Source organism: Janthinobacterium sp. SUN073 (genome assembly GCF_030397665.1).
Classification (GTDB): domain Bacteria; phylum Pseudomonadota; class Gammaproteobacteria; order Burkholderiales; family Burkholderiaceae_D; genus Janthinobacterium.
The window spans coordinates 246163-266063 of the sequence record NZ_JAPUBT010000004.1 but is presented as its reverse complement, the minus strand read 5'-3'; the positions used below and the strand labels follow the sequence as shown (position 1 = coordinate 266063).

At 63.7% G+C, this 19901-nt stretch carries 19 protein-coding genes; 13 read left to right on the top strand and 6 right to left on the bottom strand.

Going from position 1 to position 19901, the window contains the following annotated elements; translation table 11 throughout:
- The first annotated feature begins 81 nt into the window (after positions 1 to 81).
- Positions 82 to 831 (top strand): nucleotidyltransferase domain-containing protein, encoded by a 750-nt coding sequence (locus tag O0882_RS14030; protein ID WP_289948868.1) that lies wholly within the window; start codon positions 82 to 84, stop codon positions 829 to 831.
- On the opposite strand, the gene O0882_RS14025 is transcribed toward O0882_RS14030, so the two are convergent.
- Positions 828 to 3062, bottom strand: coding sequence for a TonB-dependent siderophore receptor (locus O0882_RS14025; protein WP_289948866.1), 2235 nt, complete (start codon positions 3060 to 3062; stop codon positions 828 to 830). The genes O0882_RS14030 and O0882_RS14025 overlap by 4 nt on opposite strands.
- Positions 3063 to 3386: 324 nt before the next feature.
- Between O0882_RS14025 and O0882_RS14020 the strand changes: the two genes are divergently transcribed.
- A complete protein-coding gene (locus O0882_RS14020; RefSeq protein ID WP_289948865.1) occupies positions 3387 to 4223 on the top strand; it encodes a hypothetical protein in 837 nt (278 codons plus the stop codon).
- A gap of 3 nt (positions 4224 to 4226) precedes the next feature.
- On the opposite strand, the gene O0882_RS14015 is transcribed toward O0882_RS14020, so the two are convergent.
- The 4 genes from O0882_RS14015 to O0882_RS14000 all read right to left on the bottom strand — a co-directional run bounded on the left by O0882_RS14015 (position 4227) and on the right by O0882_RS14000 (position 8005).
- Entirely contained in the window at positions 4227 to 4625 is a 399-nt protein-coding gene (locus O0882_RS14015) for a hemerythrin family protein (RefSeq protein ID WP_289948864.1), read from the bottom strand.
- A gap of 303 nt (positions 4626 to 4928) precedes the next feature.
- Entirely contained in the window at positions 4929 to 5084 is a 156-nt protein-coding gene (locus tag O0882_RS14010) for a hypothetical protein (RefSeq protein ID WP_289948863.1), read from the bottom strand.
- 150 nt (positions 5085 to 5234) lie between these two features.
- Positions 5235 to 5420: a hypothetical protein gene (locus O0882_RS14005; protein ID WP_289948861.1), complete on the bottom strand. Its 186-nt coding sequence runs from the start codon at positions 5418 to 5420 to the stop codon at positions 5235 to 5237.
- Between the two features lie 137 nt (positions 5421 to 5557).
- A complete protein-coding gene (locus O0882_RS14000; protein WP_289949205.1) occupies positions 5558 to 8005 on the bottom strand; it encodes a sulfite reductase flavoprotein subunit alpha in 2448 nt (815 codons plus the stop codon).
- Positions 8006 to 8290: 285 nt separating this feature from the next.
- Here O0882_RS14000 and O0882_RS13995 point away from each other — a divergent pair, with 285 nt between their 5' ends.
- From O0882_RS13995 to O0882_RS13985, 3 genes are all read left to right on the top strand, one after another.
- Complete coding sequence (locus O0882_RS13995; RefSeq protein WP_289948860.1) at positions 8291 to 9391, top strand: branched-chain amino acid aminotransferase; 1101 nt, start codon at positions 8291 to 8293, stop codon at positions 9389 to 9391.
- 72 nt (positions 9392 to 9463) lie between these two features.
- Positions 9464 to 10180 (top strand): hypothetical protein, encoded by a 717-nt coding sequence (locus O0882_RS13990; protein ID WP_289948858.1) that lies wholly within the window; start codon positions 9464 to 9466, stop codon positions 10178 to 10180.
- 77 nt (positions 10181 to 10257) lie between these two features.
- Positions 10258 to 11673 carry an MFS transporter gene (locus O0882_RS13985; RefSeq protein ID WP_289948857.1) on the top strand — a complete coding sequence of 472 codons (1416 nt, stop codon included), beginning with the start codon at positions 10258 to 10260 and terminating at the stop codon, positions 11671 to 11673.
- A 10-nt stretch (positions 11674 to 11683) separates the two neighbouring features.
- On the opposite strand, the gene O0882_RS13980 is transcribed toward O0882_RS13985, so the two are convergent.
- Positions 11684 to 13318 carry an acyl-CoA synthetase gene (locus O0882_RS13980; RefSeq protein ID WP_289948855.1) on the bottom strand — a complete coding sequence of 545 codons (1635 nt, stop codon included), beginning with the start codon at positions 13316 to 13318 and terminating at the stop codon, positions 11684 to 11686.
- A 113-nt stretch (positions 13319 to 13431) separates the two neighbouring features.
- Here O0882_RS13980 and O0882_RS13975 point away from each other — a divergent pair, with 113 nt between their 5' ends.
- The 8 genes from O0882_RS13975 (at position 13432) to O0882_RS13940 (ending at position 19834) form a co-directional block, all read left to right on the top strand.
- Positions 13432 to 14133 carry a Crp/Fnr family transcriptional regulator gene (locus O0882_RS13975; RefSeq protein ID WP_289948853.1) on the top strand — a complete coding sequence of 234 codons (702 nt, stop codon included), beginning with the start codon at positions 13432 to 13434 and terminating at the stop codon, positions 14131 to 14133.
- Between the two features lie 62 nt (positions 14134 to 14195).
- Complete coding sequence (locus O0882_RS13970) at positions 14196 to 14819, top strand: hypothetical protein (RefSeq protein ID WP_289948850.1); 624 nt, start codon at positions 14196 to 14198, stop codon at positions 14817 to 14819.
- A 20-nt stretch (positions 14820 to 14839) separates the two neighbouring features.
- Positions 14840 to 15226, top strand: coding sequence for a DUF2946 domain-containing protein (locus O0882_RS13965; RefSeq protein ID WP_289948849.1), 387 nt, complete (start codon positions 14840 to 14842; stop codon positions 15224 to 15226).
- A gap of 64 nt (positions 15227 to 15290) precedes the next feature.
- On the top strand, positions 15291 to 15887 hold the full coding sequence (locus O0882_RS13960; RefSeq protein ID WP_289948848.1) for an SCO family protein: 597 nt from the start codon (positions 15291 to 15293) through the stop codon (positions 15885 to 15887).
- Between the two features lie 17 nt (positions 15888 to 15904).
- On the top strand, positions 15905 to 16375 hold the full coding sequence (locus O0882_RS13955) for a copper chaperone PCu(A)C (protein ID WP_289948847.1): 471 nt from the start codon (positions 15905 to 15907) through the stop codon (positions 16373 to 16375).
- Positions 16376 to 16498: 123 nt separating this feature from the next.
- Positions 16499 to 17161, top strand: a complete 663-nt coding sequence (locus O0882_RS13950) for a CerR family C-terminal domain-containing protein (protein ID WP_289948846.1) — start codon at positions 16499 to 16501, stop codon at positions 17159 to 17161.
- Positions 17158 to 18366, top strand: coding sequence for a multidrug effflux MFS transporter (locus tag O0882_RS13945; RefSeq protein ID WP_289948845.1), 1209 nt, complete (start codon positions 17158 to 17160; stop codon positions 18364 to 18366). Before O0882_RS13950 ends, O0882_RS13945 begins: the two co-directional genes overlap by 4 nt.
- A 121-nt stretch (positions 18367 to 18487) precedes the next feature.
- On the top strand, positions 18488 to 19834 hold the full coding sequence (locus O0882_RS13940; protein ID WP_289948844.1) for a DUF3422 domain-containing protein: 1347 nt from the start codon (positions 18488 to 18490) through the stop codon (positions 19832 to 19834).
- Positions 19835 to 19901 lie beyond the last annotated feature (67 nt).

Sequence of the window (19901 nt, the reverse complement as noted above, 5' to 3'; positions counted from 1 at the left end):
TCGGAGAGCGCCAGTGTAGCAGGCTGGCGGCCGCATGCATATTGCAGGTAGGATAGCGTTTTTCGGCATGGAGCACTGGCTTTGACGACGATCCCCACTTATGACGCCATCCGCGCGATTGCCCAGCGGCTGGTGCAGGAACACTATCCCACGGCCGTGGCGGCCATCATCGGCGGCTCGTTTGCCACGGGCCGGCAGACGCCCACTTCCGATATCGATTTGCTGCTGCTGTTCGACCACGTCGATTGCGCCTGGCGCTCGACCATCGCGGCCGAAGGACGCACGGTGGAACTGTTCGCGCACGACCTGGCCACATTCACGTATTTTTGCAAGGAAATGGATGCACCGGGCGGCACGGTTCCGCTGGCGCACATGGTGCTGGAAGGGGAAAACATCCTCACCGCCGGCGACGCCTATGCCCGGCTGCACGCGCTGGCGCACGCCATCGATGCAGCCGGGCCGCCCGTGCTCGACGCGGAGAACTTGCAACGCCGGCGCTACGCCATCACCACCGCGCTGGAAGACCTGGTTGACAGCCGGCACCCGGGCGAGGCGCTGGCCGTGGCCTGCCAGCTGTATCCCGCGCTGGCCGACCTGCACCTGCGCGCGGCCGGCAAATGGAGCGGCGGCGGCAAGCACCTGTTCCGCTGCCTGCAGGCATTTGACGCGACCATCGCCGGACAGCTGGACGGGGCCTTGCGCCTGGTCGCCAGCGACCTGGCGCAAGGTCAGCGCGCGTTCGAACACGTCAGCGCCGCCGTGCTGGCGCCCGTGGGCGGGCCCTTGCTGCATGGCTTCTGCCTGCCCGCGCCCGCACACTGGCGCGCTTAAAACGCCGTGCGCACGGCCAGGCTGATGTTGCGCGGCTCACCCCAGAACACGCCATCGAAGAAGCCCACGTTGCGGTAATACTTTTTATCTAGCAAGTTATTCACGTTCAGCTGCACGCTGGCGTGGCGGTTGATGGCATAGCTGGCCATGGCGTTGACCAGTGCATAGCCGGCCTGCGGGATATTCGTCATCTCGCCCGTTGGCGGGCGGCCGTACCACGATTCGCTGTAGGTGGCGCTTTGCGCCGTCATGCTGGCGCCCGCTTTCAGGCCGGCCAGGTGGCCGTCGAAGCGGTAGCTGGTGGCCAGGCGCAGCAAGTGGCGCGGCTGCGTGGTGGCGGCGCGGCGGCCATCGGCCTCGGCCGCGTGCAGATAGGTATAGCCGCCGCTCGCTTCCCAGGCGGGCGTGATCTGGCCGGAGACGTCGAACTCGACGCCCTTGGCCGTCACGCCGGCGCCATTGGCCACCATGGCCTGGCCGCCGTCGGGCAGCAGGAAGCCGGGTGGTACCGTGCGGTCCAGCTCGGCCATGTTCTTTTTCTTCGTATGGTACAGGGCGGCCGACGCGTTCAGCTTGCCTTCATAAAATTCGCCCTTGATGCCCAACTCTGCATTGTCGCCCGTTTCCGGCGCCAGGAACTGGTTGTTGCGGTCCTTGCTCGATTGCGGGTTGAACAGCTGCGTAAAGCTGGCGTAGGCCGAATATTGCTTGTTGATGTCGTACACGGCGCCCACATACGGCGTGACTTCATTGCGCGTTTCCACGAAGTCGCCGCTGCCCGTGTACGCGCCTTGCGTGTTGTAGCTGCGCGTGTCCGTGCGGTAAGTACTGCTGCGCGCGCCGATAATCACGTGCAGCGGGTCGGCCAGGCTCAATCGCGTGGCCACATAGCCACCTGCCAGGCGCGTCACGGTTTCCGTGTGCGAGCCGTCCGGGTGGAACACGGGGCGGGGGATGTTGCCTGTCCAGCTGCGGTAATCGGGGAGGAATTTCGAGTAATTGATTTCCGCTTTGCCGCCCAGTGAGCGCGAGCGCTGGTTGCCGCCGTTCCAGCCGACGATGGCCGTATGCTTGCGCCCCAGCAAGGTGAAGGGACCGCTGGCGTACACGTCGAAATTGTCGCCCGTGTTCTTGCCTGCGCCCCAGGCGCCCGTCCACAGTTCCATGCCTGTGCCCGTTGCGGGATCGGGATAACCTTTGCCCGCATAGAGAGCAGTGGTGCGGTTCGTGCTTTCCGTGCGCGCATAGCCCAGGTGCATGTTCCAGTTGCCGGGCAGGTGCTGGTCCAGCGACGTGAATACCGTGTGCTGCTTTTCGGCCCAGGTGCTCCATGGCGTCGTCCAGCTGGTGTTGCGCGGCAAGTTGGCCAGGCTACCGTCCGCGTTCCAGTAGGGCACGGCGCCCCAGGTGGCGCCCGTGGGCTTGTTGTCCTGGAAGTCGACGCCGGCCGTCAGCAGGGTGCCGGGGCGCAAGTCCGCCTCAAGGATGACCATGCCGACTGTCTTGCGCTCGTGATACATGTCCAGATAGGAATCGCGTCTTTGCCAGGCCAGGGCCGTGCGTGCGCGCACGCTGCCCTCCGCGTTCAGCGGCGTGGAGAGGTCGGCTTCGAAGCGCTGGTCATCCCAGCGGCCCATGATGAGGCCGGCGCTGGCCTGGAACTCTTTCGTCGGCCGCTTGCGTATCATGTTGATGGTGGCCGACGGGTCGCCCGTGCCTCCCATCAGGCCCGTGGCGCCACGCACGACCTCGATGCGGTCGTACAGGATGGTGTCTTGCAGCGGCGCATTGCCGCCGCGCGCCATGCCGTCGATCTGGAGATTGTTGATGCCGAAGCCGCGCGCATAAAACCGCGTGCGCTCCGTGTCGTTCTGGCCCACCTGGATGCCCGTCGTCTGCGCCAGCGCCTGGTCCAGGCGCACGGCGCCCAGGTCGTCGAGCAGCTGGCGCGTGATGACGCTGACCGATTGCGGCGTCTCGCGCAAGGACAGGTCCATGCGCGTGGCACTGCGCGTTTCGCCTGCCGTGTACGATTGCGTGCCTTCCGTCGTCGCTCTCGACTGGCCGGTCACGGTGACGGCCGGCATGGTGACGTCGGCCGCAGCGGCTTCGGCGGCCTGGGCCGGCAGGGCCACGCCAGCGGCAAGGCTGAGCAGGCTGATGTGTAATAAACGGGGGAGGGGGCGCAAGGCGGGCTGGCGCGAAGAAGGGAAGACTGTCGTTGATGGCATCATTTTCCTGGAATATTTTAGTCGTGTGTTTTCCTATCTCGTCTGGCGAGGTGCGCAGTAGCTGGGGGGATGGCATGAGGCTGGCCCGTGGTCTGGCTTGGATAGCAGTTCCACCGCAAGGCCCGGCGCGGTCGGGCAGTGGAAAAGAAGGGCGCGCGATTCCCATTACTTTCGTGAATAAGAATCATTATCAATATAGGCGGTATTTGTCAAATAATCAAGCGTGCGCACCAACATAGTGCGGCAGGCCAATGGAGGCGCATCGTCCGGCCTTCTGCGATAATGCGGGGGCTGATAAAATATTTTCCTCATTGAAAGAAATGCATGCGTACATGGATCGCTTGTGCCGGATGGTTGTGTGTCGTGTCGCTGGGGCAAGCCCAGGAACACGCGCCGCCGGCTGTTCCCGCGCCGCTGCACAGTGCCAGCGTGCCGCCCGCCATGGATGCCGCATCCGCCACATCTGCTGCGTCGGCGGCACCGGTGCCCGCAGAGGACGCCTTGCCATCGCAGACGGTGACGATCACGGCCAATAGCGACGCCAAGGCGCCGCGCATCCGTTTCACGGCTTACCGCGAGAGTTATCTGACGGCCAGGAAAGTGTGGCAAGTGTCGAGCGGCAGCGTGGTCATGGCCCTGCGCCTGATTCCCGCCAAGCTCAGTGCCACCATCGACGATGTGCGCGTGGCCCTGCAAGGCAATGGCGCTGCCGTGCCGATCAAGGTGTCCGCCGGCGGCGTGTTTGTCGTGCCACTTAACGACGACATCGCCGCGCAGGATGGCACTTTCCTGGTGAACAAGGGCAGGGGCGAGCTGACGGCAAATATCGTGCTCCAGCCGTCAGTGGCGCGCGATGCGTGGAATGTGACGCGCGTGGGGCAAGTCTTGCACGATGCGCGGCGCGCCGTGCGAGCCATCACGCCGTGGTACAAACGGCCGTTCGCCAGCGATGTGCAATCGCTGGCCTTTTGCGCGACCGAGCGGGGCAGCGCCTTGCAGCTGATGGATGGCGAGCAAATGATCGCCACCTTGCCCATGAATGAACCGGCCGTCAACGACATCAATCAGCCCGTGTTTTGCAAGATTTTCGACGGCGAAGACAAATACCCAGGACACTACCGCGTCGTCCTGCCCGAGCAAGCCACGGTGCTGCTGCTGTAGCGGCTAGCTGGGCTGGCGCTGCACCAGTTCCAGGGCCGCCGCCAGGGCCAGGTCCATGGTGGCCTGGTGGAAGATCAGCCATTGCGGCAGCAGCGAGAGCGCATGGCGGCCCTGTTCCAGGTCGCCTTCATCGACGGCGGCCCACGCATGGTGCAAGCCGCTGAGCACGCGCGCATGCTGTTCCCGGTGATTCGCCAGCGAGGGGAAGGCGATTTGTTCCATCAAATCCTCTTCCTCGCGGAAATCGCGCTCGACGGCCGCAATCAGCTCGCGAAACGCCACGCTGAAATGCTGGTCGCTCAACTGGCCCAGCCGCGCCAGCTCCTGAAACAGCGCCTCATGCGCCTCGTCGATGGCGGGAACGCCCAGCGCCATCTCATCTTTCCAAGCCGATATACCCATGCCGATGCTCCCGGTTAAGTCCGTCGCGATGTGAAGCGGACTGTTCCAGTGTGGCCGCAGCGAAGGGGGAAATCCATGATCTGGATCAAAAGTATGGTGAAGAGGGGGATGAGGAAAACGAGACAAAAACAAATGCAAGAAGGGAACAATTCCCCAACCGTAACAAAGCGGTTTTCATCAATGCGCCGTGTTACCGAGCGCCGCTGAAAAACGCCGCTGGCAAGGCGCCTTTGACGCAGACAGTACGCTAGTACGGCAAGTCAAAGCAACGCCGCCAGCGGCGTTTTCTCAGCCGCGCGTATTTTAGTGCTTGGGCCAGCGGGCCCAGAGAGCTTGTGCGTCTACATTCGGTACTTGCAGCTGCTGCCCGGACGACGTCTGCATCGTATCCCTCAACACGAGGGGCACGAGCAGCAAGGCCGACAGGGCAAGGCAGGCCAGCACTTTGAGCGTCAACATGGTCGTCTCCCGGTGTCCCGGTGGCGGCGCGGGGATGCGGCGCCTGCCGGTCACTTCCTATGTACTACCATGCTTGCAGTTTAGTTCATCTGATTGAAACTTCAACTAATTGCTGTGATGCACCGCACCAGTTCGCCTGTTGCCAGGGGCTTATTTGGCCTTGCGGCTGCGCCGTGCCTTGCCAGTTGGCGGCAGGAAGGAGTCGAACCACACTTGCGTCAACTGCCGCGTACTCTTCGCCGCTTCGCGCTTGACGGCGGCCGTGGCGTGACCGCGCGCCGTGTTGGCGATGCGGTTGGCCGCGCTCAGGTACATGCTCATCCAGGGGTTTTTCATGGGGTGCCTCGCAGATAGTGAGTGGCGCGGCGCGGGTTTGTCCCCATGCCGCGATATCCCCACTTTAATCCGATGGCTGGCGCCGACTGTGCGCCCGCCCACATAGCCGGGCGGTGCTGGCAATGTGCTGAGGCAGATCAATACACGTCGCGGCGGTAGCGTCCCGCCGCCAGCAGGGCGTCGAGGCCTTCCTGGCCCAGCACTTCTTGCAGCACAGCATCGATTCCTGCCGCCATGCCTTGCAGGCTGCCGCACACGTAGACGATGGCGCCTTGCGCCAGCCAGTCGCGCAGTTCGTCGGCATGGTCACGCAGGCGGTCTTGCACGTATTGTCGTGTTTCACCATCGCGCGAGAAGACACGGTCCAGGCGCGCCAGGTGGCCAGCGTTCAGCCAGCCTTGCAACTCTGCGCCGCAGACGCTGTCAAAAGCTTGCTGCCGTTCGCCAAACAGCAGCCAGTTGCGTGCCAGCCCCGCCCGCTGGCGCGCGCGCAGATGCGCACGCAGGCCCGCGAGGCCGGAACCGTTGCCGATAAAAATGCAGGGCACGTCGACGAGGGCGGGGGCGAAGGCGGGATTGGCTTGCAGGCGCAAACGGATGGGGCTACCCAGTGGCGCGAAGCGCGTGAGCCAGCCGGAACAGATGCCGTACCCCTCGTTTGCGCTGCCCGCATGGCGTTCCTGGCGCACCAGCAACTGCAGTTCGCCATCCGATGGCAGCGAAGCGAGCGAGTAGCTGCGCGGCGCATGCTGGGCTTTATGCTCACCCTGCGCGTCACGCTCGCTGCCGTCCGCGTTGCATCCGATGATTTCCGCCAGCGCGCCCGCTTCCCAGGTGGCACCGGCCGGACCCGTCAAGGTGATTTCATGCAGTTCGCCGCCCAGGCTGCCAGGGTTGAGCAGCACGCGGCGCAGCAAACGCCAGTCTTCGTACGATGCCTGTTCCTGTACGCCGATGGCGTCGATGGCGCTGCCGCTGCAACGGGCCAGCGCTTGCGACCAGTCAGCCAGGGCGGCGGGGTCGTGCTTGTCGACTTCGATCAGGGGGAACAATGGCGTGGCGCCCAGCGTGCGCAATTGCCGCTCCAGCGCATGGCCGAAGCCGCAGAAGTCGCTGTAATGGCGGTCGCCCAGGGCCAGCATGCCCACTGCCAGGCCGGCCAGCGGCGTGCCCGATGTTTGCTGCAGCAGGCGCGCGAAGCGGCGCGTGCCGTCCGGCGCCTCGCCTTCGCCAAAGGTGCTGGCGACGACCAGGGCCCGCTCGTACTGGCGCAATTGCGCGGGATCAAAGCGGTCCAGCGACTGCACATCGACGGCTACCCCCGCCTGCTGCAGGGCGCGCGCGCTTTCCAGCGCCAGGCGCTCGGCCTGACCCGACTGGCTGGCGTAGGCCACCAGGGTGGGCAAGCCCGTGTCCGTCTTGCCCGGAATGCCAGTCAGCAGAGCCCGCTGCGCCTGCACGGCGCGCTTGGCCTTGCGGCGGCCCAGATACAACATCCATCCCGTGACGGCGAACAGGGGCAGGCCCAGGCTGGCCAGGGTGACGATGATGCGGCCCGGCAAGCCGAAATACGTGCCCATGTGTAGCGGATAAATGATGTTGACGAGGCGTGCTCCCAGCGCTTGCTGGCTGTACGGCTCGTTTTCCGTGAGCGTGCCGTCGGCCGGGGCAATGCTCATGCGGCTGCGCGCCCGCTCGTGCGGCGCATCGCTGGCCAGCCAGGTGAATTGCACGGCTTCGCCGGCGCGCACGGGCAGGCGCACGCTGGCCAGGGTCCAGTCGGGGGCGTGTTGCTGGAAGCTGCTCCAGGCGGTGCCGATGTCGACGGCCGGCGATGACTCCTTCGACGTGCCTTTCTTGCCCGGTGCTTGCGCCACCCGTGGGGGCTTGCCGGCCCAGGCGTCGATGTTGTCGCGCACCACGTCATAGCTCCAGTAAATGCCCGTCAGGGTCAGCGCCACGTAGACCACCAGGCACCAGGTGCCGGCCACGGCGTGCAGATTCCACAGGAAGGAGCGGCCTTTCAGGGCCGGGTCGAAGGTCAGCCAGGTGCGCCAGTCCAGCGGACGGCGGGGCCAGCGCAGGTACAGGCCGGAGAGTGCCAGGCCCAGCAGGCACAAGGCCAGCGCGCCCGCCACTTGCCGGCCCGGATCGCGTGGCAGCAGCAGCCAGCGGTGCAGCGACTCCGTCCACTCGAAAAATTCCGCGCCCGTTAGCGCCGGCTGGGTCGCGCCCGTGTACGGATGCATATAAATGGACTCGCCGCGCCGTTGGCCGTTTTTCGGCGCGAAGAATAAACGGGGCGCCGCGCCCGTTTCTGCATACATGGTGATGGAAGCGACGCGCTGGCCGTGTTCCGTTGCAGCGATGTTGGCCAGCTGGGACGGTGTCAGGGGCGCGCGTGTTTCCACGGGCACATGGCGTACGCCGGGGTTCATGCCATCGAGTAGTTCATCCTTGAAGGCCAGGGTGGCGCCGCTCAAACCGATGATCACCAGCACCGTGCCGGCCGTGATGCCGATGAACCAGTGCAATTGAAACCACAGCTGCTTCCAGCTCCAGTGCCAGCGCCGTTGTCGCGACATGGCGTCAGGCTGGCGCTGCTGCTTGCGGGTGTCCAGTGCCTCGTCGGCGTTGGCGCGCAGCTGGGGTTGTGGCAGGGAGGAGGTCGTCATGGCGGCTTTCGATGGCGCCGCCATGCAGGGCGTCAGGCATGGCGGGGAAGAGAAGACTGACATTTTTAACGCAAACGAGAATCATTCGCAAATGATGGCGCTCTGTTTTCGCGGGGCGGGGGCCATCCTCGTTTGCCTGATTGGCCGCTATAGGCGCTACAATAGGGATACTGTTCACTAGTTCCCATTGCCGCCATGACCACTTCCACACCGAATCTCGTCGTCACCCCGTCCGCCCACCCCCTGTCCGACGCCGAGCGCGCCGCGCGCATGGTCAATCCCGCCTTCGGCCGCATCTTCACCGACCATATGGTGGTGATTCCTTACCGTGACGGCAAGTGGCAGCAAGGTGAACTGAAGGCTTACGGCCCTTTGACGCTGGACCCGTCCGCTTCTTCGCTGCACTACGGCCAGGCCATCTTCGAAGGCTACAAGGCGTTTGCCCAGCCTGATGGCAGCATCAAGACTTTCCGTCCAGAACAAAATGCCGAACGCTTCAACCGCAGCGCCGCGCGCCTGGCCATGCCGGCCATTCCTGTCGAGCTGTTCCTGGAAGCGGGCGATGCGCTGATTGCGCAAGACCGCAACTGGGTGCCGAAGAACACGGGCGAAAGTTTGTACATGCGTCCGCTGATGATCGCCACCGATCCTTACCTGGGCGTGCGCCCTTCGGAAGAATACCTGTTCGTGCTGTTTGCCTCGCCGGCCGGCGCCTATTTCCCGAAAGGCGTGAAACCCGTCACCGTGTGGATCAGCGAAGACTTCGTGCGCGCCGCACCCGGCGGCACCGGTGAAGCCAAGTGCGCGGGCAACTACGCGGCCAGCCTGATGGCCCAGTCGCAAGCACAGGAAAAAGGCTGCGACCAGGTCGTCTGGCTCGATGCCGTGCACCGTGAATTCATCGAAGAAATGGGTGGCATGAATTTGTTCTTCGTCTATAAAGATGGCGAGAAAGTCACGGTCGTGACGCCGGAACTGACGGGCACCTTGCTGCCAGGCATCACCCGCCGCAGCTTGCTGGAAATGGCGAAAGACCTCGGCTATGCGACGCAAGAGCGTAAATTGTCCGTCCAGCAATGGCGCGACGACATCGCTTCGGGCCGCATGACCGAAGTGTTCGCCTGCGGCACGGCCGCCGTCATCACGCCGGTGGGCGTGGCCAAGGCCAACGGCTTTGAAATGACCATCAACAACAATGAAAACGGCGCCGTCACGCTGGCCCTGCGTGAAGCGCTGCTGGGCTTGCAGCATGGCACGGCTCCTGATACGCACGGCTGGATGCATACGGTTTGCTAAGTTGATGGTGTAATTTCACTACCGCGCCGGCACTCTGTTGCCGGCGTTTTTATATCTTGAAAAGGAAACACGATGCAATTGAGAACTGTCTTGCCCGCCCTGGCCGCCGTTTTCCTCAGCCTGTCCGCTGGCGCCGTCCACGCGTCCGACGCCACCTGCGCCATTCCGCGCAACGTCAGCTATTACGACTATGACGTCAAGCCGTCGGACGAGAAAAACACGTGCTACAAGCAAAGCACCAACGTGCCCACCGATTACTTCATGCTGGCGCTGTCGTGGTCGCCAGGCTTTTGCGACAGCCAGCGCCGCCGTGGGGAAGTCTCGAAAAAGGCCGCCTTCCAGTGTGCCGAGAGCAACCACTTCGGCTGGATCGTGCATGGCTTGTGGGCGCAGTCGGCCAATCCGGCCACGTGCGAAGACATTTCCGTGACGCCGCCGCGCAAGACGGACATGCATCCGCGCTATTGCAAGGGCAATTTGCCGAAGCTGGCGCCGTCGGAGATCCTGCCTTACATGTGCATGCAGCCCGGCGAAGCCTTGCTGCAGGGAGAATGGGAAAAGCATGGCGCTTGCGATTTCGGTACGGCCAAGCAGTATTTCGAGAAAGAACGCGAACTGTTCCAGGCCTTGACGTTGCCGGACACCAGCATGCCGAAAAACGAGTTGTTCCAGTGGATGAAGCAGCACAACCCGCAACTGAAGGGCCGCTGGCTCGGCTATGAAAAGCACTCGGGCGAGCTGCGCATCTGTTATTCGAAAGATTTTAAAGTGATCGACTGCCAGAAGTAAGCTGGCCTGCTCTGCAGGTTTTTTGCATACATGCTAGTGTATTGCCCGGATCAGCAAGATGAACAGGTAGTGTATTTATGCAGCAGTCTATGCAGCGGCAAACGCAAGCCGTCATGGTGGGCGAGGACGGCTTGCCGCCCGGCGCCCGTTTATGGGCCATGCTGGCGCTGGCCATCGGCGTGGGCATGGCTTCGCTCGATACGGCGATCGCCAACACGGCCTTGCCGGCCATCGCCAGCGAGCTGCACACGACGCCGGCCGCTTCCGTCTGGATCGTCAACGTGTACCAGTTGGCCATGGTGGCGACCCTGCTGCCGTTTTCCGCCCTCGGTGAAATCGCCGGCTACCGGCGCGTATTTATCTCCGGCATGCTGTTATTTACCCTGGCGTCGCTCGCCTGTGCGCTGGCTTGGTCCCTGCCGTCGCTGGTGGTGGCAAGGCTGTTCCAGGGCGTCGGCGCCAGCGCCATGATGAGCGTCAATACGGCGCTGCTGCGCGCCCTGTATCCGAAACACTTGCTGGGACGCGCCTTCGGCAACAATGCGCTGGTGGTGGCCGTCGCGTTCGCCATCGGCCCCACGGCCGCTTCGCTGATCCTGGCGACGGCCTCGTGGCCGTGGCTGTTCGCCATCAATGTGCCGCTGGGCGTGGCTGGCTTTTTCCTGGCCAGCCGCATGCTGCCGGCGACCAGGTTGTCTGGCCACACGCTCGACGCGCGCACGGCGCTGTACAACGTGGGCGCCTTCGGCTTGCTCATCTTGCTGTTCGGCGACGCGGCCCATCACGCATCCAGCGCCGTCCTGCTGCCAGAACTGGTGGCCGTGGCCGTGTTCTTTGTCTTGCTGCTGCGCCGCCAGGCGGGACATGCGGCACCGATGCTGCCGATCGACCTGTTCCGCCGTCCATTGTTCCTGCTGTCGTCGCTGACGGCCATCTGCACGTTTGCCGCGCAAGGCCTGGCGTTCGTGTCGCTACCATTCTATTTTGAAGTGACCCTGGGCCGTTCGCCCGTCGAGACGGGTTTTTTGATGACGCCGTGGGCCGTGCTGGTGGCCGTGATGGCGCCCGTGGCCGGGCGTTTGAGCGACCGTTACTCGCCGGGCGTGCTGGGCGGCATCGGCCTGGCGGCGCTGGCCGGCGGCTTGCTGACCTTGATCTGGATACCGGCCCACCCGAGCGCGTTTGACATCGGCTGGCGCATGGCCTTGTGCGGCATCGGTTTCGGCTTTTTCCAGGCGCCCAATCTGAAAGCCATCATGGGCAGCGCGCCGCCCGAGCGGGCAGGCGGCGCCAGCGGCGTGGTGGCCACCTCGCGCCTGATCGGCCAGGCCACGGGCGCGGCGCTGGTGGCCTACTGCTTTACCGTTTCCGCCAGCCGGGGCACGACGTATGCGCTGTGCCTGGCGGCAGGGTTCGCCGCCGTGGCCAGCATCGCCAGCTTTTCGCGCCTGGTGGTGGCGCAGCCGGCGTGGCAGGCCGGCAAGCGCGACTGACGGGTATCGCTTAAACGTCGATGGCCTTGTCCGACTGCATGCGCTTGCGCAATTCGAACTTCTGGATCTTGCCCGTCGACGTGCGGGGCAGGGGGCCGAAATAAATGGCTTTCGGCACCTTGAATCCGGCCAGATTGTTCTTGCAGAAGGCGATCAATTCCGCTTCCGTCACGCTGGCCCCTTCGCGCAATTCGACGAAGGCGCACGGCGTCTCGCCCCATTTTTCGTCCGGCTGGGCGATGACGGCGGCGGCCAGCACTTGCGGGTGGTGGTACAGCGCATCTTCCACTTCCACGCTGGAAATATTCTCGCCGCCGGAAATGATGATGTCCTTGCTGCGGTCCTTCAGCTTGATATAGCCGTCCGGATACATGACACCGAGGTCGCCCGTGTGGAACCAGCCACCGGCGAAGGCTTCCTGCGTCGCCCTTTCATTTTTTAAATAACCCTTCATGCAGATGTTGCCGCGAAACATGATCTCGCCGATCTGTTCGCCATCGGCCGCCACGTGCTGCATGGTTTCCGGGTCGATCACGGCGACGGCGCTTTGCAAGTGGTAGCGCACGCCCTGGCGCGATTTGAGCACGGCGCGTTCTTCCTGGCTCAAGGCCGCCCACTCGTCCTGCTCGGCGCAGATGGCGGCGGGGCCGTACACTTCCGTCAAGCCATACGAGTGGATCAAGTCAAAGCCCATGGCTTCGATCTTCGCCACCATGGCGGCCGGCGGCGGCGCGCCGGCTACCATGCCGCGCACGGTCCAGTCGATTCCCTCGCGCCAGTTGGCGGGCGCGTTGGCCAGGGCCGCATGCACGATGGGGGCCGCGCAATAGTGGGTGATGCGCAATTCGCGCATCAGGTCGAACACCAGTTTCGGCTCGAACTTGCGCAGGCACACGTTGACGCCGGCGCGCGCGGCGATGGTCCACGGGAAGCACCAGCCATTGCAGTGGAACATCGGCAATGTCCATAAATACACGGCATGCTTGGGCATGTCCCACTCTAATATGTTCGACAGCGCATTCAGGGCCGCGCCCCGGTGGTGGTAGACCACGCCTTTCGGGTCGCCCGTGGTGCCGGACGTGTAGTTGAGGGCGATGGCGTCCCATTCGTCCGCAGGCCCCTGCCACTCGTAGTCGGGGTCGCCGCTGGCCAGCAAGCTTTCGTAGTCGAGGTCGGAAAAGGCCTCCACTTCCGGTCCCAGCACGTCGTTGACCTGGATCACGCGCAGACCGGGAATCTGCGCCGCCATCTGGCGCGCCAGCTCGGCAAATTCCGTATCGGCCAGCAAGACTTTCGCGTGGCCATGGCGCAGCATGAAGGTCAGCGCCGCCAGGTCGAGGCGGATATTGAGGGCATTGAGGACGGCGCCGGCCATGGGCACGCCAAAACTCGCTTCCACCATGGCGGGTGTGTTCGGCAGCATCACGGCCACCGTGTCGCCCGTGCCCACGCCCAGCTTGATGAGGCCGGAGGCCAGGCGGCGCGTGCGCGCATAGGTTTCGCGCCAGGTCTGCCGCACGGCGCCATGTGCAATTGCCAGGCGATTGCCATATACTGCCGCTGCCCTGGAGATATAGTCGAGCGGGGTGAGGGCGGCGTAGTTGGCGCTGTTTTTGTCGAGGCCGGTATTGAAATCAGCAGTCATGCTTGTCTCCTGGTAAATAAAATTCTGTAGCTCCCTGTTTCGGGATTGATACCGGTTAGCATAGCACCGGTGCTGGAAAATCACTGTCATCTTAGTGACAACTGAAGGATGGAATGGATAGCAACGATAGTGTAGAGCGTGCGGTGCCCGAACTCGATAGCCATGACTGGTTCACGGCCCTCGATGCGCGGCATCAGGCCCTGTTGCGCGCCGGCAGCGTGCTCCGCCATTACGAGGCCGGCGCCTTCGTTACGCGGCGCGGCGAACCGTCGGCGCACTGGATCGGCGTGCACACGGGCTTGATCAAGCTGGCCGTCTACAACGCCGATGGGCGCGGCGCCACGTTTTCCGGCGTGCCGGCGGGTGGCTGGTGCGGCGAGGGCAGCGTGCTCAAGCGCGAACTGCGCCGCTACGACGTGGTGGCCGTGCGCGCCGCGAACATCATCCTGGTGCCGGTGGACCTGTTTCACCTGCTGCTGGACGAGAGCCTTTCCTTTAACGCCTTCGTCATCCGCCAGCTGAACGAACGCATGGGGCAATTCATCGCCACCATCCAGAACCAGCGCCTGCTGGCCGTCGACGCGCAAGTGGCGCAAGCGATCGCGCAGCTGTTCCACCCCATGTTATACCCGCGCACCTCCAGCGTGCTTGAGCTGTCGCAGGAAGAAATTGGCTTGCTGACCGGCATTTCGCGCCAACGCGTGAACCTGGCGCTGGGCCGCCTGGCCGAGCTGAAACTGATCAGCATCGCCTACCAATCCATCCGCGTCGTCGACCTCGATGGCTTGCGCCGCTATGGCGTGGCGTCGCTGTGATGACAGACTGCTTGCGCGATGTGTGGCATGCTGATGGCTCGTTCACCACATTGACCTGACGCATGGCCCTCGTTTCCGATCATCCCTTGCACTTGCTGGGCTTGCGCTTTCCGCTCCGGCTGCGCGTCACCGTGCGCCAGGGTTTTGTCACCTTGCACAATGAAATCACCACCAAAAAACTGGGTAGCGGCGACAGTTTTGTCGTACCCGCTTTTTTGCGCTTCGCCTGCGACGTGATGCCGGGGCGGGGCAAGCCGGCCGTGTTCACCCTGGCGCTGGAAGGCGACGCGCCCGATGGCGGCCACGGCGGCGGCAAGCGCTGGAGCCAGGCGCTGGCGCAGCACATCTTTGATACGCCGCAAGGCAAATGGACGGCGGCGCGCCTGGCGGCCCTGTGGCAAGTCACGCCGCACAAGGCGCGCGCCCGCCTGTTTGCCGAGGGCGAGGCATTGCTCAGCCTGGTGCGCGAACAGCGTTTGGCGCACGCGCTGCACACGGCGGCGCAAGCGGGCGCCGATGGCGAAGGCGGCGAGCGCGACCTGGCGCAAGTGGCGGCCGGCTCCGGTTTTGCCTCGATCCCCGCGTTTTGTGACGCCTGCGTGGACGTGGCTGGCGTGCGCCCCAGCCTGTTCCTGCGGGGCCAGGCGGGTGCGCTTGCGCAACGCGAAAGCCATACTCCGCTATAATCGGCGGCATGGGATCTTTATTGAAACGCAAACAGTGGCATATGTGGTTCGCCTGCCTGGCGATACTGCTCAATGCGCTGTCGCCGTCCCTGTCGTATGCGTTTGCCTCGCTGCACGCGAACGCGAACAGCGCTGCCGTCGAGATCTGCTCGGCCAGCGGCGCCGTCTACACGCAAGCGGACCTGGCGCCGGCCGCCAGATCCACCACCGATTCCGTACTGCACCACATCGAGCATTGCCCGTTCTGCATGAGCCATGCGGGCAGCGTGGGCTTGCCACCGTCGTCGTCCTCGCCGCTGGCCGTCATCACGGGCCACGACCACTATCCACCATTGTTTTACCAGGCGCCGCGGCCCCAGTTCGCGTGGCTGGGCGCCAGCCCGCGCGGCCCGCCTTTGACTGCCTGAACGCATCAGTCACGCCTTCTATGTCCTAACTTGTCTCAACTACGCCCATCGGGCTGGAATTACCATGAAACGTCGTCTTTTCCTTCTCGCCGGCACGGCGGGATTGCTTACGCTTGCCGCTTGCGAACAAGCACCGAAACCCCATTACAACAGCCTCGATTTGACGGGAGGCGATTACAAGCCCGACTTCAAATTGAGCGGCCCCGACGGCAAGGTGTATACCCTGGCCGACTTCAAGGGCAAGTATGTGATGGTCTTCTTTGGCTTTACGCAATGCCCGGACGTGTGTCCGACAGCCCTGTCGCGCGCGCTGGAAATCCGCCAGAAACTGGGCGCCGATGGGGATAAACTGCAAGTGATCTTCATCAGCATCGATCCCGAACGCGACACGCCCGCCTTGCTGGGCGAGTACATGCGCGCCTTCGACCCCAGTTTCCTGGGCTTGCGCACGGACCCGCAGGCGACGGCGCAGACGGCCTTCAATTACAAGGTCTTCTACCGCCGCGTGCCGAGCGGCAGTTCGTACACGATGGATCACACGGCCATCAGCTATGTGCTCGATACCGAGGGACGCATGCGCCTGGGCTTGAAGCACCAGTTGACGGGCGACGAGTGCGTGCAAGACATCAAGACCCTGATGAAATCGAAATACACCTTATAACTACCGAGGAAATGATCATGACCCATTTGAAAACCCTGCTGGCCACGGCCCTGACCGTGCTGTCCTTCTCCGCCGCTGCCCAGACTTCCGTGCAGATCACCGACCCGTGGGTGCGCGCCACCGTGCCGCAGCAAAAGGCCACGGGCGCCTTCATGCAGATCACGGCGCCGAAAGCCATGCGCTTGCTGGAAGTGCGCTCGCCCGTGGCGGGCGTGGCGGAAATCCATGAAATGAGCATGACAGATAACATGATGCGCATGCGCCAGGTCAAGGAAATCGCCTTGCCAGCCGGCAAGGCCGTCGAACTGAAGCCGGGCGGCTACCACGTCATGCTGCTGGAACTCAAAGGGCAAGTGAAGGCGGGCGACAAAATCCCGCTGACCCTGGTCGTCGAAGGCGAGGACAAGCGCCGCGAAACCATCGAAGTGACCGCCGTGGCCCGTCCGCTGGGCGCCACCTCTGCCCCGATGCCGGCGATGAAGCACTAAGCCTGCTGCTACATCCGTGAAAAGCCCGGTTCGCCGGGCTTTTTTGCGCTCATTTGAAAATTAAACAGCCGTTTGATACAATGCCGAAGAATATTAAACGGTTGTTTAAATTATGGGATTGGCATGACGGAACAAAAAGAAAACGAACCGGCGCGCACGCGCATCTTGCAAGCGGCGGTCCAGCTGTTTGCCGACGAGGGCTACAAGCTCGCGTCCGTGCGCCGGATCTGCGAGGCGGCCCACGTCAACGTGGCGATGGTCAATTATTATTTTCATGGCAAGGAAGAGCTGTACCTGGCCGCCTTCGACCATGCGCGCGCGCTGGCGCGTGCCTCGGCCGCCGACGTGGCCGCCGCCAGTGCGCGGGCGCAGCTGCCGCCTGTGGAACAGTTGCGCCTGGCCATCGAGGCGCTCGTGTCCGACATGCTGCGCTCGGGGCACGCATCGCTGTTCAGCCGTCTGGTGGCGCGCGAACTGATCGAGCCCACGGCCGCCATCCACAAGCTGGCCGAACGCAATGTGCGTCCGCAGCACGCCTTGTTCACGGGCTTGATCCGTGGTGTGGTGGGGCCGGCCATGCCGGACGACGTGGTGCAGAAATGCGTGTTCAGCGTGATCGGCCAGGCCGTGTTCTATGCCCGTTCGCGCATCGTGCATGAACTGGTGGTGCCGGAAATGACGTATGACGAGGCGGGCATCGCCAGCATCGCACGCCATGTGTCGCAATTCTCGCTGGCGGCCCTCGATGGTTTGCGTCGCCAGCATGCTGCGCAGGCGGGCGCGTGAAGGCGCGCAAGCTGACCCTGGTGCTGGCCGGCCTGGCCATGCTGGGCCCGTTCGCCACCGATACCTTCTTGCCATCGTTTCCCGCGATCGGTACGCATTTCGACGTCAGCAGCGTGCTGGTGCAGCAGACCCTGAGCGTCTACCTGGCCGCCTACGCCTTCATGACCCTGTTCTACGGCACCTTGTCCGACTCGTTCGGCCGCCGTCCCGTGATCCTGGCATCCCTGCTGATCTTTGCCGTGGGTTCCATTGGCGCCGCCTTCGCGCCCAGTTTTGGCTGGCTGCTGTTCTTCCGCGGCATGCAGGGCGCTTCGGCGGGAGCGGGCAGGGTCATCGGGCAAGCCATCGTGCGCGATACCCTGTCGGGCGCGGCCGCGCAAAAGATGCTGGCCAATATCATGATGGTGTTCGGCATCGCGCCCGCCATCGCGCCCATCATCGGCGGCTGGCTGCACGTGGCGTATGGCTGGCAATCGACGTTCGTCTTCACCTTTGCCGTCACGGTGCTGCTGGCGCTGGCCTGCCTGAAAGGCTTGCCGGAAAGTTTAGCCGTCGAGCAACGCCAGCCTTTTCACCCAGGCAACATCGCGCGCAATTACTGGCTGGCCTTGCGCCACCGGGCATTCCTCTTGCGTTCGCTGGCCGTGGCCTTCGCCTTTGGCGGCTTCGCCCTGTACATCGCCTCGGCCCCGCATTTCATCCTGGAATTGCTGCGCCTGCCGGAAACGGCGTTTGGCTGGATGTTCATCCCCATGGTGGCCGGTCTGGTGCTGGGCTCGGCGCTGTCGGGCAAGCTGGCGCATGCGGTGAAAAGCACCGTGCTGGTGCGCTGGGGCTTGCTGGCCATGGCGGCCACGGGCGCGCTCAACATCGCTTACAACCACTGGTTTGCGGCCAGCATCCCGTTCGCCGTCGTGCCCGTGATGCTGTACGCGTTCGGCATGTCGCTGGCCTTGCCGGGCATGACCATGTCGACGCTCGATATTTTCCCGCAGATGCGGGGCCTGGCGGCGTCCTTGCAAAACTTCGTGCAAATGCTGGTGTTTGCGCTGGTGTCCGGTTTTGTCGCACCCTTGCTGTTCGACAGTGCCTTCAAGCTGGCGCTGGGACAGGCTTCGGCCGTGGCGCTGGCCGCCGTATTCTGGTGGCTGGGCAGCCGCCAAGGGGCGGGGCAGGGCGCGACCAGGATTATCAAAACAACATGACAGGCCTTGGAAAGGAGTGGCATGCTTTCTGCTTTGTTACACTGTGACAATCAGACCCTGCCGCGGGCATAGCAGCACGCGCGCGGGTCTAAGCAGTTTTGCAACTTTACCTTTGGCTATCATGCACTTGATTAACTCCAGTTTGAACCACGCCTTGCGCGTGCCGCTGGCTGCGGAAATCCACTCGCGGCCGTTTTTGCAGCTCGATGCCCCCGAGCTGATCACCCATCTGGCCGTCTACAAGGATGACAGCGCGGCGCCCGGTGCGTCGAATATGGCGGCCCAGCACGCCACTCTGGCGGCCCTGTGCACGCATTTCGGCGTCACGCCGCCCGCCGCCGAAGCCAAGTATTTTTATTACGACTTTGGCCGCTTCCGCCTGAAATGGGAATGCCACACGGAATTTGCCACGTTTACCTTTGCCGAACATCCGGGTGCCGCCTTGCCCCTGGAACAGGCGTTCGAGCGCATGCCGCTGGAGCAGTTACCGCAGCAGTGGCTGGCGGGCTTGAAGGGCAAGCTGATGGTGGCCGCCCACGTGGTGCTGGAGCAGGCGACGGAACCGGCCGAGATCTTCATGCAGGGCTTGTCGCGCGTGTTCGAGGGTAATACCCTGGCTGGCAGCAAAGTGTTGCAGGGCGGCGAATTGTGGACGGATTTTACGATCCAGTCCGACGGGTTCAGCCGTTTCGTCATCCGCGATGCGGGCATGCACTCGCAGCAGTCGGGCCGTTTGGTGCAGCGCGTGCTGGAAATCGAAACCTATCGCATGATGGCCTTGCTGGGCTTGCCCTACGCCATGCAGGCGGCGCCATCCTTGAAGGCCATCGAAAACGAATTGGCGACCCTGGCCGCCGCCATGGTCGATACGGATGACGCGCCGGGGCTGGCCAAGGCGGACGAGGGCGTTGCCGAGCAAGCCTTGCTTGACCGCATCACGCGCCTGGCAGCCCGCATTGAAAAGCTGTCACTCGACAATAGCTACCGTTTTTCCGCCTCAAAAGCCTACATGGGCCTGGTCAAGGCGCGCATCGAGGAATTGCGCGAAGCGCGCATCGAGGGGATTCCCACGGTCGAGGAATTCATGGACCGCCGCTTGACGCCCGCCATGAATACCTGCGCAGCGATGGCCAGCCGCCAGGAAGCGATGGCGCAGCGCATTGCCAACACGAATGACTTGCTGCGCACGCGCGTGGGCATCGTGCAGGAATTGCAGAACCGGCAAATCCTGCAATCGATGAACGCGCGCGCGGCGCAGCAGCTGCGCTTGCAGCAGGCGGTGGAAGGCTTGTCCGTGGCCGCCATTTCGTACTATGTGATAGGCCTGTTCAGCTACACGGGCAAGGCGGCCAAGGTGCTGGGCCTGCCCGTGAATCCGGAAATCCTCGTCGGCGCCCTGGTGCCCTTCGTGGCGGCGGCCGTCTGGCTGGGACTGCGCCGCATGCATCACAAGCTGCACACGGACTGAGCGGGACGACACTGCGCTATCATTTTTGCTATCTTTCAACATTCGACCGTCAGGTGTTCTGGAAAGG

Excerpts from the sequence above, each read along its gene's own strand:
- O0882_RS14015 (WP_289948864.1), bottom strand. The coding sequence starts at position 4,625 with ATGGGTATATCGGCTTGGAAAGATGAGATGGCGCTGGGCGTTCCCGCC.
- O0882_RS13960 (WP_289948848.1), top strand. The coding sequence starts at position 15,291 with ATGAAACGTCGTCTTTTCCTTCTCGCCGGCACGGCGGGATTGCTTACG.
- O0882_RS13990 (WP_289948858.1), top strand. The coding sequence starts at position 9,464 with ATGCAATTGAGAACTGTCTTGCCCGCCCTGGCCGCCGTTTTCCTCAGC.
- O0882_RS14025 (WP_289948866.1), bottom strand. The coding sequence starts at position 3,062 with ATGCCATCAACGACAGTCTTCCCTTCTTCGCGCCAGCCCGCCTTGCGC.
- O0882_RS13985 (WP_289948857.1), top strand. The coding sequence starts at position 10,258 with ATGCAGCAGTCTATGCAGCGGCAAACGCAAGCCGTCATGGTGGGCGAG.
- O0882_RS14020 (WP_289948865.1), top strand. The coding sequence starts at position 3,387 with ATGCGTACATGGATCGCTTGTGCCGGATGGTTGTGTGTCGTGTCGCTG.
- O0882_RS14005 (WP_289948861.1), bottom strand. The coding sequence starts at position 5,420 with ATGAAAAACCCCTGGATGAGCATGTACCTGAGCGCGGCCAACCGCATC.
- O0882_RS13940 (WP_289948844.1), top strand. The coding sequence starts at position 18,488 with ATGCACTTGATTAACTCCAGTTTGAACCACGCCTTGCGCGTGCCGCTG.
- O0882_RS14000 (WP_289949205.1), bottom strand. The coding sequence starts at position 8,005 with ATGTCGCGACAACGGCGCTGGCACTGGAGCTGGAAGCAGCTGTGGTTT.
- O0882_RS13950 (WP_289948846.1), top strand. The coding sequence starts at position 16,499 with ATGACGGAACAAAAAGAAAACGAACCGGCGCGCACGCGCATCTTGCAA.
- O0882_RS13980 (WP_289948855.1), bottom strand. The coding sequence starts at position 13,318 with ATGACTGCTGATTTCAATACCGGCCTCGACAAAAACAGCGCCAACTAC.
- O0882_RS13995 (WP_289948860.1), top strand. The coding sequence starts at position 8,291 with ATGACCACTTCCACACCGAATCTCGTCGTCACCCCGTCCGCCCACCCC.
- O0882_RS13970 (WP_289948850.1), top strand. The coding sequence starts at position 14,196 with ATGGCCCTCGTTTCCGATCATCCCTTGCACTTGCTGGGCTTGCGCTTT.
- O0882_RS13975 (WP_289948853.1), top strand. The coding sequence starts at position 13,432 with ATGGATAGCAACGATAGTGTAGAGCGTGCGGTGCCCGAACTCGATAGC.
- O0882_RS14010 (WP_289948863.1), bottom strand. The coding sequence starts at position 5,084 with ATGTTGACGCTCAAAGTGCTGGCCTGCCTTGCCCTGTCGGCCTTGCTG.
- O0882_RS13955 (WP_289948847.1), top strand. The coding sequence starts at position 15,905 with ATGACCCATTTGAAAACCCTGCTGGCCACGGCCCTGACCGTGCTGTCC.